The sequence below is a fragment of the Edaphosphingomonas haloaromaticamans genome (assembly GCF_001853345.1).
Classification (GTDB): Bacteria; Pseudomonadota; Alphaproteobacteria; order Sphingomonadales; family Sphingomonadaceae; genus Sphingomonas_E; species Sphingomonas_E fennica.
In genome coordinates, this window is sequence record NZ_MIPT01000001.1 from 950265 (window position 1) to 962654 (window position 12390).

Annotated in this window: 17 protein-coding genes; 10 read left to right on the plus strand and 7 right to left on the minus strand. The window is 66.7% G+C overall.

All coding sequences use genetic code 11. The features are described 5' to 3' along the window. Nucleotides 1-146 precede the first annotated feature (146 nt). Genes BHE75_RS04370 through ykgO form a run of 3 tightly spaced genes read right to left on the minus strand, consistent with a single transcriptional unit; the run spans nucleotide 147 to nucleotide 1330 of the window. On the minus strand, nucleotides 147-578 hold the full coding sequence (locus tag BHE75_RS04370) for a DUF1810 domain-containing protein (RefSeq protein ID WP_070932688.1): 432 nt from the start codon (nucleotides 576-578) through the stop codon (nucleotides 147-149). 6 nt (nucleotides 579-584) lie between these two features. Beyond that, nucleotides 585-1190: an HAD family hydrolase gene (locus BHE75_RS04375; RefSeq protein WP_070932690.1), complete on the minus strand. Its 606-nt coding sequence runs from the start codon at nucleotides 1188-1190 to the stop codon at nucleotides 585-587. A 14-nt stretch (nucleotides 1191-1204) separates the two neighbouring features. Next, nucleotides 1205-1330, minus strand: coding sequence for a type B 50S ribosomal protein L36 (ykgO, locus tag BHE75_RS04380; protein WP_004210176.1), 126 nt, complete (start codon nucleotides 1328-1330; stop codon nucleotides 1205-1207). A gap of 181 nt (nucleotides 1331-1511) precedes the next feature. Here ykgO and BHE75_RS04385 point away from each other — a divergent pair, with 181 nt between their 5' ends. From BHE75_RS04385 to BHE75_RS04395, 3 genes are all read left to right on the plus strand, one after another. Next, nucleotides 1512-2105, plus strand: a complete 594-nt coding sequence (locus BHE75_RS04385) for a DUF4136 domain-containing protein (protein ID WP_015459451.1) — start codon at nucleotides 1512-1514, stop codon at nucleotides 2103-2105. Between the two features lie 26 nt (nucleotides 2106-2131). After that, the gene (locus BHE75_RS04390) at nucleotides 2132-3250 is read left to right on the plus strand and encodes a M14 family metallopeptidase (protein WP_070932692.1); all 1119 of its coding nucleotides are present in this window, start codon (nucleotides 2132-2134) and stop codon (nucleotides 3248-3250) included. 132 nt (nucleotides 3251-3382) lie between these two features. Then, entirely contained in the window at nucleotides 3383-3886 is a 504-nt protein-coding gene (locus tag BHE75_RS04395) for a nuclear transport factor 2 family protein (RefSeq protein WP_070932694.1), read from the plus strand. Nucleotides 3887-3933: 47 nt separating this feature from the next. Here the strand turns inward: BHE75_RS04395 and BHE75_RS04400 are convergent, their stop codons facing one another. Genes BHE75_RS04400 through BHE75_RS04410 form a run of 3 tightly spaced genes read right to left on the minus strand, consistent with a single transcriptional unit; the run spans nucleotide 3934 to nucleotide 7041 of the window. Further along, the gene (locus BHE75_RS04400) at nucleotides 3934-4668 is read right to left on the minus strand and encodes a TadE/TadG family type IV pilus assembly protein (RefSeq protein ID WP_368073058.1); all 735 of its coding nucleotides are present in this window, start codon (nucleotides 4666-4668) and stop codon (nucleotides 3934-3936) included. Beyond that, nucleotides 4661-5248: a TadE/TadG family type IV pilus assembly protein gene (locus tag BHE75_RS04405; protein WP_070932696.1), complete on the minus strand. Its 588-nt coding sequence runs from the start codon at nucleotides 5246-5248 to the stop codon at nucleotides 4661-4663. The genes BHE75_RS04400 and BHE75_RS04405 overlap by 8 nt, the downstream gene beginning before the upstream one ends. After that, nucleotides 5245-7041: a Tad domain-containing protein gene (locus tag BHE75_RS04410; protein ID WP_254684360.1), complete on the minus strand. Its 1797-nt coding sequence runs from the start codon at nucleotides 7039-7041 to the stop codon at nucleotides 5245-5247. The genes BHE75_RS04405 and BHE75_RS04410 overlap by 4 nt, the downstream gene beginning before the upstream one ends. 119 nt (nucleotides 7042-7160) lie before the next feature. Between BHE75_RS04410 and BHE75_RS04415 the strand changes: the two genes are divergently transcribed. Together BHE75_RS04415 and BHE75_RS04420 are read left to right on the plus strand one after the other, a co-directional pair. Beyond that, nucleotides 7161-7814, plus strand: a complete 654-nt coding sequence (locus BHE75_RS04415) for a hypothetical protein (protein WP_084653449.1) — start codon at nucleotides 7161-7163, stop codon at nucleotides 7812-7814. Between the two features lie 48 nt (nucleotides 7815-7862). Then, nucleotides 7863-8333, plus strand: a complete 471-nt coding sequence (locus tag BHE75_RS04420) for an EF-hand domain-containing protein (RefSeq protein WP_070935484.1) — start codon at nucleotides 7863-7865, stop codon at nucleotides 8331-8333. A 3-nt stretch (nucleotides 8334-8336) separates the two neighbouring features. Here the strand turns inward: BHE75_RS04420 and trmFO are convergent, their stop codons facing one another. After that, nucleotides 8337-9653, minus strand: coding sequence for a methylenetetrahydrofolate--tRNA-(uracil(54)-C(5))-methyltransferase (FADH(2)-oxidizing) TrmFO (gene trmFO, locus BHE75_RS04425; protein WP_015459459.1), 1317 nt, complete (start codon nucleotides 9651-9653; stop codon nucleotides 8337-8339). A gap of 51 nt (nucleotides 9654-9704) precedes the next feature. Here trmFO and BHE75_RS04430 point away from each other — a divergent pair, with 51 nt between their 5' ends. The 5 genes from BHE75_RS04430 (at nucleotide 9705) to BHE75_RS04450 (ending at nucleotide 12258) form a co-directional block, all read left to right on the plus strand. Then, on the plus strand, nucleotides 9705-10094 hold the full coding sequence (locus tag BHE75_RS04430) for a VOC family protein (protein ID WP_070932698.1): 390 nt from the start codon (nucleotides 9705-9707) through the stop codon (nucleotides 10092-10094). After that, a complete protein-coding gene (locus BHE75_RS04435) occupies nucleotides 10076-10723 on the plus strand; it encodes a DUF2306 domain-containing protein (protein ID WP_070932700.1) in 648 nt (215 codons plus the stop codon). Before BHE75_RS04430 ends, BHE75_RS04435 begins: the two co-directional genes overlap by 19 nt. Then, nucleotides 10723-11154, plus strand: coding sequence for a DUF488 domain-containing protein (locus BHE75_RS04440; RefSeq protein WP_070935486.1), 432 nt, complete (start codon nucleotides 10723-10725; stop codon nucleotides 11152-11154). The genes BHE75_RS04435 and BHE75_RS04440 overlap by 1 nt, the downstream gene beginning before the upstream one ends. Nucleotides 11155-11282: 128 nt before the next feature. Further along, nucleotides 11283-11585, plus strand: a complete 303-nt coding sequence (locus tag BHE75_RS04445; protein WP_236626782.1) for a hypothetical protein — start codon at nucleotides 11283-11285, stop codon at nucleotides 11583-11585. A gap of 7 nt (nucleotides 11586-11592) precedes the next feature. Continuing rightward, on the plus strand, nucleotides 11593-12258 hold the full coding sequence (locus tag BHE75_RS04450) for a response regulator transcription factor (RefSeq protein ID WP_015459464.1): 666 nt from the start codon (nucleotides 11593-11595) through the stop codon (nucleotides 12256-12258). Nucleotides 12259-12390 lie beyond the last annotated feature (132 nt).

Below are 12390 nucleotides of genomic sequence, written 5' to 3' on the forward strand. Positions count from 1 at the left end.
TCAAGGGGAGGGGATTGAGGGGTGCGTGGCGAGCGTCAGCGAGCTTGCGCCCTCGGTTGCCGGGCTTCGCCAACGGGCATCGAGCCCGTCGGCTGCGCTACCCACCCCCCGGCCCCTCCCTTGAAAGGGAGGGGAGGGATCGGATCCTAAAGCCTCTCCAACGTGCGGGCGTCGCGCTGGCCGTCGTAGAAGGCGTCGAGCGCGGCGGCGAAGGGTTCTGCGGCGGGATCGGCCGCGACGGCATCGAACAGGGTGAGCGAGGAGCGGAGCTTGAGGGCGTCGATGCCGCCCATGATCGCTTCCGGCGGCCGGCCGGCATGGGCCAGCAGCGCGCGGGTGATGGCGCGCAGCCTTTCGCCGAGGATCGGGTGGGCGAGGAAGGCGCGGGCTTCGGCGGCCGAGGCGATGGCGTAGCGCTGGGCCATGAAGCTGTGGCCGAGCCCTTCGATCTGGGGGAAGACGAACCACATCCAGTGGCTGCGCTTGGCGCCGGCGGTGATCTCCGCCAGCGCGGCGGCGTAGCTGGCTTCCTGCGCGGCGAGGAAGCGGGCGAGATCGTGGGGATCGCCGCCGGCCATCGGCGATCAGCCCGGCAGCAGCCCGCGCGCGACGAGATCGGCGCGCAGCGTGGGTGCATCGCGGAAATGATGGCCGATCAGCCCGGCGGCTTCGCCCGCGGCGACATTGTCCGCCCGGTCGTCCACGAACAGTGCCTCGCCGGGGGCAAGGCCGAATCGCGCCATGGCGCGGCGGAAGATTTCGGGATCGGGCTTCACCAGCTTCTCCTCGCCGGAGACGAGGATATCACGGAAGCGATCGAACAGCGTGGCATGATCCGCGCGGAAGGGCGGCCAGAATTCGGCCGAGAAGTTGGTAAGCGCGAACAGCGGCACGCCCGCTTCGTCGAGCGCGGCGACGATTTCCGGGCTGCCGGGGATGGGGCCGGGCACCATCTCCCCGAATCGCGGGCCGAACTGGGCGATCAGCGGCGCATATTCGGGATGGAGCGTCGCCAGCTCCGCGCTGGTTTCCGCGAACGGGCGGCCGGCATCGTGCTGGCTGTGCCATTCGAAGGTAACGACACGCGCGAGAAAATCCTCCAGCGCCGCCCGATCGGGGATCAGGCGGGCATAGAGGTTTCTGGGATGCCAGTCGAAAAGGACGTGGCCGACATCGAAGATGACGGCCATCGGCCGGGCGTGGATCAGCCCTGGCGCGCCTTGAAGCGACGGTTGGTCTTGTTGATGACGTAGGTGCGGCCACGACGACGGATCACGCGATTGTCGCGGTGACGCCCCTTGAGCGATTTGAGCGAATTGCGGATCTTCATGGCTTGAACGCCTGCCTTATCTTGTCATCAGTCTGGAAAAAGCGAGGCGCTCCCCTATTCAACGCCCGGCCCCGAGTCAAGCATGTGCGCGGCCTTTGCGCGCGGCATGCAGCAAAAGACGTTGGACAAGCGTTTCGATCCACGTCCATGTGGTGCTTCAACATAGCTGGGGAATCTCTCCATGTCGCTTCGCCGCCTCGTTCTTTCCGGTTTCGTGCTGACGCTCGTCGCGGGCTGCGCCTCGCAGGTGCCGCCCGTGCAGGTGACGCGATTCCACCTCGGCCAGCCGATCGCCCGCGGCGAGATCGTGGTGGAGCCGCGCGATCCCACGCTGGCCAACAGCCTCGAATTCCGCAGCCAGGCGGAGGCGGTGAGCGCCGAGCTGGCCCGGCTGAACTTCCGGCTGGCGCCGGGCATCGCCAAGTCCGAGCTGGTCGCCGTGGTCGATGTGACGCGGCGCACCCGCCGCGATGCGGATACGGGATCGGGCGTGTCGGTGGGGCTGGGCGGCGGCAGCTATGGCGGCGGCGTGGGCGTTGGCGGCGGGGTGAGCTTCCCGATCGGCAAGAGCAAGTCCAGGGACGTGGACCTGACCGAGCTTGCGGTGCAGATCAAGCGCCGATCCGAAGGCACGGTGATCTGGGAAGGCCGCGCCAGGAGCGAGGCGCGCGCCGGCACGCCGGGCGCGGCCCCGGCCGCCGCGGTGCAGCGGCTGGCGGCCGCCCTGTTCAAGGATTTCCCCGGCGAATCGGGCCGCGTGGTGACGGTGAAGTAATCGGTGCAGGCGTAGGTATGGGTGACATGGATATCGGCATTTCGGCGGCGTTCGACAGCGGCAACATCATCGTCAAGGGGCGGGAAGGGGACCGGTTCGACCTGGAGATCGCCCGCGATCATGAGTCGGACTTCTACCAATGGTTCCATTTCCGGCTGACGGGCGCGGCGGGACGGACGGTGACGCTGCGCATCCTGAACGCGGGCGGATCGGCCTATCCGGGCGGCTGGCCCGGCTATCGCGCCCGCGTGTCCGAGGATCGCGAGACGTGGCGGCAGGCGGAGACCGACTATGCCGACGGCGTGCTCACCATCCGCCACATGCCGGCCACCAACAATGCCTGGTTCGCTTATTTCGCGCCTTATTCGATGGAGCGGCACCATGATCTGGTCGCCCGGATCGCCAGCCGCGAGGGCGTGACCCATCGTTCGCTCGGCCGCACGCTGGACGGGCAGGAGATCGACTGTCTCTCGCTGGGCGACGGCCCCCGGCAGGTGTGGCTCTATGCCCGCCAGCATCCGGGCGAGACCATGGCCGAATGGTGGATGGAAGGCGCGCTGGAACGGCTGACCGACCGGCAGGACAGCGTGGCCCGCCGGCTGCGCGCGGCCGCCACCTTCCACATCGTCCCCAACATGAACCCCGATGGTTCGCGGCGCGGCCACCTGCGCACCAATGCGGCCGGCGTGAACCTGAACCGCGAATGGCACAAGCCCTCGGCGGAGCGCAGCCCGGAGGTGCTCCACACGCTGGCGCGGATGGACGAGACGGGCGTGGACTTCGCCATGGACGTGCATGGCGACGAGGCGATCCCCCATGTCTTCCTCGCGGGGTTCGAGGGCATTCCCAAATGGACCGAGCGGCAGGGCGCGCTCTACGCCCGCTTCCGCGACACGCTGGCTGCCCGCACGCCCGATTTCCAGACGGCGCACGGCTATGAGACGGCCGCCCCCGGCAAGGCCAACCTCTCCATGTCCACCAACCAGCTCGCCAACCGCTTCGATTGCGTGGCGATGACGCTGGAAATGCCGTTCAAGGACAATGACGACTTGCCCGACGCCGCCTTCGGCTGGTCGCCCGCGCGATCGAAGCGGCTGGCCGAGGATTGCCTGGCCACCTTGTGCGAGATGATCGGGGATATCTAAACGGCCATGATCTTGGCCCTTTCGTCACCCTGAACTTGTTTCGGGGCCTGTGGCGCCGCAGGCGAAGGGATCGCCTGCGGAAAACGGGTGCCGAAGCAAGTTCGGCATGACGGGCGGCATCGGGAGAGGCGCATGACCCTGCGGCTGGAGGATATCGAGCGGATCAAGCAGCTCAAGCATCGCTACATGCGGATGCTGGACAGCGGCGACAGCGAGGGGCTGGCCGGCTGCTTCGTGGCCGAGGCGACGATCCGCTACGAGGGCGGTTCCTACCTCTACGAGGCGAACGGGCGCGACGAGATCATCGCCATGCTCGGCCAGATGCAGAACAACCAATATGTCGGCATGCACCTGGCGCTGATGCCCGAGATCGACGTGGCGGAAGACGGCGCTGTGGCCGAGGGGCGCTGGTATATGGTCGACTGGGCGGTGAACATGGCCACCAACCGCATGACCCACGGCACCGCGCTCTATCACGACCATTATGTCCACCGCGACGGCGAATGGCGCATCCGCCATTCCGGCTATGTCCGCCTGTTCGAACGGGTGGAGATGCTGAAGGAGCCGATCGACCTCAAGAGCCACGCCTTCGCCCGCTTCGGCCCGCCGATGCTGGGAGGGGTGCTGCCGCGGTAGTAAGGCAGGCGGGCTCTTGCCGTGGGCCTGCCGGGTCGTCAGTCCGGTCAGCTATAATAGCGGTTGCAGGTGGAGCGCTGACCGGCGGCGATGCCCCCGGTCTTCATCACCTGATCCGAGCGCTGGCGGACGTTGAAGGCGCTGGTGTAGCGGATCGTGCGATCCTTCAGGATCGAATTGGGGACCAGCGGCTGATAATCATAGACGACCTCCACGAACATCAGCGCGGTGCCGGGGCTGGCGCCGATCTGGTTGTTGGCCGGGCCGATGCCGGTCGGCGTGGGGGTGCCGTTGGCTTCAGGCTGGGATTTGGCCTGGTCGCTGGATTTGGTGGCGTCCGAATCCGCCTCGCTCCCATTGGTGATGATCGTCCCGCCCTTGGTCCTGGGCGCGCCGAAGCTGGAGGCGGCCTGCTTCATCCCGAAGCAGCGCTGCCAGCGGATCCACTGGTTGGGTTTGCCGTTGGTCATGGTCGGTGCGACCGTGCGAGGCTCCACGCTGGACAGGATGATCCGGCCATGATCGGCGAAGTCGATGCTCTGGCCCACCAGCTTGGCGCCGATGAACAGCTCGTTGATGTCATATTCGTCGATCGAATCGCGCACGCGCGCGGCATTGTCGGCAGTGGCCATGGCGATCTGGCTGATGCGCAGATGGGCGATGGCATAGTTGGCCGTTTCGATGCCCGCTAGCCCGAGCAGCAGCAGCAGCGGAAGGACAAAGGCGAATTCGGTCATCGCCACGCCACTTTGGCTGCGGTGGAGGGTGGAGAGGTCAGCCACCGGGGCATACCTCCTTGGGGATGGTCTGCGATGCATAAGGCTGGTTGCGCAGCACCGTGCCGGAGCTGACGGTGGCCGTGGGCGAGAAGCCGAAGATCTTGGTCAGCGGCACCAGCCGCTCGAAACTGGCCGTCACCTTGTAATAGACGATGTCATCCGATCCACCGAGGCCGGCGCGTCCGGCGACGGTGTTGCGGATGCCGTCACCGTTCAGATCCTCGAAGCAGTCGCTGGGGTCTTCGCCCACTGGGCCACGATCCTTGGTGATCTTCTCCGGCCGGCCGATGCCCGAATATTCGTAATAGTTGGTCTTCTCGATCTCGATCGTGGCGGTGTTGGAGAAAGCGGAAAGCTGATCGCGTATATATTCGTCCACCTTATCGGCGGGCATATCGCCCACCGTGGCCAGCCGTGCCGCCCGGTGGACGGTGCCCTCCACCACCGATCCCAGATACATGCTGTAACCGAAATCAATGAAGCCCAGCAGGATGCCCAGGAACGGCAGCATCACGAATGCCAGTTCGACGATGGTGGCGCCCCGCTGGTCGCGGGCGAGCCGGTTCCGGCACGCGCGCGTCATTGGGTAAGCCTCAGCGAGCCGATATTCTTGCCGATTTCCACGAACTTGGCGATCAGCTGGGCTTTATCGGACGATTTCGAAACCTGATTCGGGCTGCTGGCGCACTCCTTCAGCGCGGCACTGGGATCGGTGGAAGTGAAGCTGATCACCCAGATCGACACGCTCTGGCCCTTGATCGCGTGGCAGACCATCTTGAACCGCTGCTCGTGGCGGCTCGTCTGGGTCGAGGTGTTTGCGGTGCCGGTGATCTTCCTGTCGAGTTGTTCGATGCCATAAGCGGAATAGCTGTCGACATTCGGCGCCAGCGCGCCATCGGTCAGGAAGATCAGGAAGCGGCTGACCGGCATGCTGCCGACCTGCTCGGGATTGTCGCTCTTGAACACGCCTTTTCGGGAGAGCAGTCGGCCGCCCCAGATCAGCCCGATATCGTGATAGGTGCCGCCGGTGGTGACCAGATTATCGATATAGGCCTTGAGGTCGTCTCTCGACCAGGCGGTGAGCCGGCGAGCTTCGGACGGGCAGGCCGTATAGGCGTTTTCCGGTGTCGTCGGAGTCCCCTTCCTGGGCAGATATTCACCATTGATATCCGCGCTCGTTCCCGCTGCACGAAGATAGGTTACCTCTGGCCAGAAGGGTTTCCAGCGGGTTTCCTTGCTGTTCGGAATGAGGTCCAGGTCAAGGTCATGGGCACCGGAGGGTATGGTATAGTCCGAAGACGTCGTTATCGATGACGTCGTTTGGGCTTCCTCGATGCAGCCCGCCCACTTGGCTTTCTTCGTCGTTCCGCTATCCCTGGACGGGACGTCCACCTCGTTGCCCTTGACGAAATTGGCGATATCATACTCTACGGGCATGTATATCCAGGTGGACTGATTGCCTGTGCTGTCGGAATCATAATATGTGCATTGCTTGTTGCTATAGGAGCGATATTCGGCGGGAATAGCGTTGCAATCGGATTGGTTGTTGACAGCCTTGGTGTGCTTGTATGTCAACTTTCGCGAATGATAAGTCCATTTATCGCTTTCAACATAGCTATTGTTTATGCCCCTAACCACGTTTCCGACGTTCACGTTGCTGGAGTAGGGCACGATTCCATAGCGGAGTTGCAGGCCGGCCTTTTTAAGCTGATCCTGAACCGGCGCCAGCTCGTCGTAGAGAGCCATAACGGCCTCTCGCAGGGCGGCGATCTTGGGACTGCCGCCAAGATTTTCATCCATCGATTTGGTGACGTCCAGCACCAGCATGACATCGGTGTTCACGAAATCCTGGCGCGCATCGCATGTGACCGAGAGCGGCAGATATTCGAAGCCGAATATCTTCATGATCGATGTCGGGATGCGCGTCTGCGCGCTCACTAGCACGGTCGTCTTTCCCTTTTCCGTGCCATCCTTGGCCTTGGTGGATAAGGTGAAATGATCGGTATCGAAGCTGCCTTGCGGGAAGTTGAAGTTGAAGAATTTCTCCGCTTCGGTGGTGACGGTGCTGTCCACCACCCCCGCGCTCATCGCGCGGCGGCCGGCGAGGGCGGCGGCGTCGCAGGCGACTTGCAGGCGTGATTGGGCGGCATAGGCGCGGCTCAGATCGATGCCGGAGCCGATGAGGCAGAGCAGCGGGATGATCGCCGCCGTGGCGATGGCGAGCACGTTGCCGCGGGTGTCGTCGCGCAGCCGTGCCAGGAATCCGCGCTGGCCCTTTTCGTGCAGGCCCTTCGGATGATTGCGTATTTCGCGTTCGTTTATCCGAGCCATTTGGTCGCCCCGCCCGGCGCCCCACGCGCGCCTGTCTGCCTTCATCGCAGGGAAGGGCTAAGGCTATCTGAAATCCCGTGGTTAACGCGGCGTTGCCGTCGTTCGGCCGTGGGCTTGCGCAATATCGGTTGGGCGGCGCGCGCGGCGGGATTATGGCGGGCGGCATGATCCCGCCCGACGATCCCGAACGCGCGCTCGCGCTTGTCTATGCGCCGGCGGACCGGCGGGCGGCGCTGGCGGTGCTGTGGCGGCTGGACGAGCGGCTGGGCGCGGTGCTGGCGATGGCGCAGGAGCCGATGATCCGCGCGATCCGCCTGGCCTGGTGGCGCGAGGCGCTGGAGGCGCTGGACGATGGCCCCCCGCCGGACGAGCCGCTGCTGCAGGACGTGGCGGCGCATATCCTGCCGCTGGGCCTTGCCGGCGCCGATGTCGCGGCGCTGGAGGAAGGCTGGGCGGCGCTGGCTGACCTGCCGCCGGACCTTGGTCGTCACGCGCGCGCGCGCGGGCGCGCCTTGTTCGATCTGTCGGCGCGGCTGCTGGGCGAGGCCGCGCCGCGCGACCTGGCCGATGCCGGGGAGGGCTGGGCGCTGATCGACCGGCTGGCCGCCGGGGATGGGCCGGACGAGGATCGGGCGGAATTGCAGGCGCGGGCGGCGGCGTTGCTGGCGCGGCGCCGCTGGCCGCGCGCGCTGCGGCCGCTGGGCGTGCTGGCGGCGCTGGCGCGGCGCGATGCGCGGGCGGGCGATCCGGCGGCGCGGCGGCAGGGATCGCCGGCGCGGCTCGGCCGGGCGATCGTTGCGGGACTGCTTGGCCGCTGAGCGGAGACGCGATAGCCTTCCGCCCCAGGGGACATGGGGGAGGCGATCATGGCGCGATTCCTGGCGGGCGTCGCATCGGCGCTGCTGCTGGCGGCTGCGGGTTTCTTCTGGTGGNGCGGGCGGGCGGCGGATGCGGGGCCGGCCGCGCTGCCGTCGGCCCCGCTGATCGCAGCACCCGCCGATGCCGGCGCGGATAGGGACCCGCCCCAGGCGAGCGAGCGGACGCGCGAGCAGCGCCGCTTCGCCCGCTACGATCGCGACAGGGACGGCCGGGTCGGCCGCGAGGAATATCTGGCGGCGCGGCGCAAGGCCTTCGCCAAGCTCGATACCAATGGCGACGGCCGGCTTTCGTTCGAGGAATATGCCGTCCGCACGATCGACAAGTTCGGCCAGGCCGATGCGGATCGTTCGGGCGCGCTGGACGCTGCCGAGTTCGCCACCACCCGCGTCGCCCGCAAGGCGCCCGCCCGCCCCAACTGCCCGCCGCCGCCCGCGCGCGACGAGGGCGAGGAGGGCTGAGGATCAGGCGGCGGCGTCGATCCAGTCGGCCAGCTTTTCCCGCGCGCGCGTCGTATAGAGCAGCTTGCGGTCGGCCTTCTTCGTCCGGCCGGGGATGGGCGGGAACAGGCCGAAATTGACGTTCATCGGCTGGAACGTCTCCGCGTCCGCGCCGCCGGTGATATGGCCCAGCAGCGCGCCGAGCGCGGTTTCGACCGGCGGCGGCGCCAGCGTGCGGCCGCCCAGATCGGCGGCGGCGAAACGCGCGGCAAGCAGGCCGACGGCGGCGGATTCGATATAGCCTTCGCAGCCGGTGATCTGGCCGGCGAAGCGGATGTGCGGCGCGCTCTTCAGCCGCAGCTCGCCATCCAGCAGGCGCGGCGAATTGATGAAGGTGTTGCGGTGCAGCCCGCCCAGCCGGGCGAATTCCGCCTTTTCCAGCCCCGGTATGGTGCGGAAGATGCGGACCTGTTCGGCATGCTTCAGCTTCGTCTGGAAGCCAACGATGTTCCACAGCGTGCCGAGCGCATTATCCTGGCGGAGCTGGACGACGGCATAGGGCCAGCGCCCGGTGCGCGGATCATCGAGGCCGACCGGCTTCATCGGCCCGTGGCGCAGCGTATCGACGCCGCGTTCGGCCATCACCTCGATCGGCATGCAGCCGTCGAAATAGGGCGTATCGGCCTCCCATTCCTTGAAGGCGGTCTTCTCGCCCGTCATCAGCGCATCGATGAAGGCGAGATACTGGTCCTTGTCGAGCGGGCAGTTGATATAATCCTTGCCGTCGCCCTTGTTCCAGCGGCTCTGGAACCAGGCCACGTCCATGTCGATCGTGTCGCGGTGGACGATGGGGGCCAGGGCATCGAAGAAGGCGAGTTCCGCCTCGCCGGTTTCGGCGAGGATGGATTGCGCGAGCGGCGCGGCCGTCAGCGGGCCGGTGGCGATGATCGCCGGGCCTTGCGGCAGGCCGTCCACGCGTTCGCGCACCAGCTCGATCCGCTCATGATCCGAAACCCGTTTCGTCACGGCGGCGGAGAAGCCGTCCCGGTCCACGGCCAGGGCGGAGCCCGCCGGCACGCGATGCGCGTCGGCACAGGCCATGATGAGTGAGTTAAGCTGGCGAAGCTCGGCATGGAGCAGGCCGACGGCGTTGCTTGCCGCGTCGTCGGAACGGAAGCTGTTGGAACAGACCAGCTCGGCCAGGTCGTCCGTCTTGTGCGCGGGCGTGCCTTCCACGCCGCGCATCTCGGAAAGCCGCACGCGATATCCGGCCTCGGCCATCTGCCACGCGGCCTCTGACCCGGCCAGCCCGCCGCCGATGATATGAATGTCGTGAGTCATGGCGAAGTGCGATAGAAGGTTAAGCGCACGGAAGCGAGTGGGAGCGGGAGCTTGATCGACCATATCGGCTTGACGGCAACGGACATCGCCCGGTCGCGGGCTTTCTATGCGGCGGCGCTCGGGCCGCTCGGCATCGCCCTCGTCATGGAGATAACGCCCGAGATGAAGGGCACGCCCGGCAGCGCGCTGGGCTATGGCCGCGAAGGCAAGCCCTTCTTCTGGATATATGGCGATGCCCCGGCGGGGGGCGAGGTGCATGTCGCCTTCACGGTGCCCGATCGCGCCGCCGTCGATGCCTTCCACGCCGCCGCGATCGCCGCCGGCGGCAGGGACAATGGCGCGCCCGGCCTGCGGCCGCATTATCATGCCGATTATTACGGCGCCTTCGTGTTCGATCCCGACGGCCATAATATCGAGGCGGTATGCCACGCGCCCGCCTGAGCCGATCGGGCTGGGCCGGCTTCGCGATCGCGGGCCTGCTGGCGCTGGGGGTGTCGGCCTATGCCGCGCGCTATCCGATCGTCGGGCCGCCCGCCTTCGCGGCGGGCCTGCGGGATAGCTTCCTCCGGCACCCCTGGGCGATCTATGTCCATGCCGGTTTCGGCGCGGTGGCGCTGGGCGTGGGCTTCATCCAGCTCAATCCCGCGATCCGATCGGCAAGCTATGGGCTGCACCGCTGGCTGGGGCGGGCTTATGCCACCGCCGCGATCCTTGGCGGCGCGGCGGGCCTCTACCTGGCGCCTTATGCCGATACGGGGCCGATCGCGGCCACCGGCTTCGGCCTGCTCGCGGTGCTGACGATGCTGACGACCGCCGCCGGCTGGATCGCCATCCGGTCCCGCCGGGTTGCCGCGCATCGCCGCTGGATGATCCGCAGCTATGCCCTGATCTTCGCCGCCGTGACGCTCCGTATCGAACTGCCGCTGCTGATCATGGCGTTCGGCGATTTCGTGCCGGCCTATCGCATCGTTGCCTGGCTGTGCTGGGTGCCCAACCTGCTCGCGGCCGAATGGTGGCTGCGCCGCGCCGGCGCGCGGATGCCGCCGGAACTGGGCGGGGCGGCCGCCTGATGCGGATCTTCACGATCGGCTATGAAGGCGCGACCCAGGCGGACTTCATCGCCGCGCTGCGCGATGCGGGCGTGAAGCGGGTGATCGACGTGCGCGCCGTGCCGCTGTCCCGCAAGCCCGGCTTCTCCAAGACCGTGCTGGCGGCGGGGCTGAAGGAGGCCGGCATCGATTATGTCCACCTGAAGCCGCTCGGCACGCCGCCGGCCGGGCGCGAGGCGGCGCGCAAGGGGGACAGGGCCGGCCTCGAATCCGTCTATGCCGGGCAGCTCGAGCAGCCGGACGCGATCGTCGCGGCGGCACGGATGATCGAGCTGGCCGGGGAGGCACCGAGCGCCCTCCTCTGTTTCGAGCGCGATCCCGCCGCCTGCCATCGCAGCCTGCTGCTGGCCGCCGTGGCGCCCGATGCCGAGGTGGTGGATCTTTACGCCTGAAAGGGCGGGCCGCGCGGCTGTTCAGGCCGGGATGGCCGTTTTCCGCGCCTTTCGCGCGATGATTGGCGCAAGGCTGTGGCATTCATGACCTATTCAAGGCGGAGGCCCTATGCCACAAGCCCATGCCGATGAAGACTTTAGTTCTGCCCTGCTTGGCGGGCACCCTTGCCGTCAGCGCGATCGCCGCGCCGGCGGAGGCCGGCCGCCGCGATCAGGATGCCGCGTTCGAAGCCGTGCGCAGCGGCCGCAGCCAGCCGTTGCCGATGCTGGAGCGCCGCGTGCTGCCGCAGATCAGGGGCGATTATCTCGGCCGACCCGAATATGATGCAGGATCGAACATGTATCGCATGAAGTTCATGCGGAACGGTTCCGTGATATGGATCGACGTGGACGGACGCACCGGCCAGATCCTTCGCCGTTCGGGAGAATGACTGAAATATGCGCGTACTGATTGTCGAGGACGAGCCGAATCTCGGCCGCCAGCTTCGCGCCACGCTCGAAGGAGCGGGCTATGCCGTCGATCTGGCCACCGATGGCGAGGACGGCCATTTCCTGGGCTCCACCGAAAATTACGATGCGATCATCCTCGATCTGGGCCTGCCCAAGCTCGACGGGCTGACCGTGCTCGACAGGTGGCGCAAGGAAGGCAAGGAAACCCCCGTGCTGGTGCTGACGGCACGGGACAGCTGGTCGGACAAGGTGGCGGGCCTCGATGCCGGCGCCGACGACTATCTCGCCAAGCCTTTCCAGACGGAGGAGCTGATCGCCCGGCTGCGCGCGCTGATCCGCCGCGCCTCGGGCAATGCTTCGTCCGAGCTGGTGGCGGGCGACGTGCGGCTCGACACGCGATCGGGCAAGGTCACGCTGGCCGGCGAGCCGGTGAAGATGACCGCGCAGGAATATAAGCTGCTGAGCTACCTGATGCACCACAAGGGCAAGGTGGTGAGCCGCACCGAGCTGATCGAGCATATCTACGACCAGGATTTCGATCGCGATTCGAACACGATCGAGGTGTTCGTCACCCGCATCCGCAAGAAGCTGGGCCAGGATGTGATCACCACCATCCGGGGCCTGGGCTACAGCCTCGAGGACCCGGACGCCTGAGAGATCGTTGGAAAATTCGCCTTCAGCGCATTTCAGGCGCCCCGATCCGGCCACCCATAATATGCTGCCATTGGGCGGCCGGCTGGGGGAACGCGCCGATGCCGTCCAATGGGCGAAAGCCCATCCCCGAGC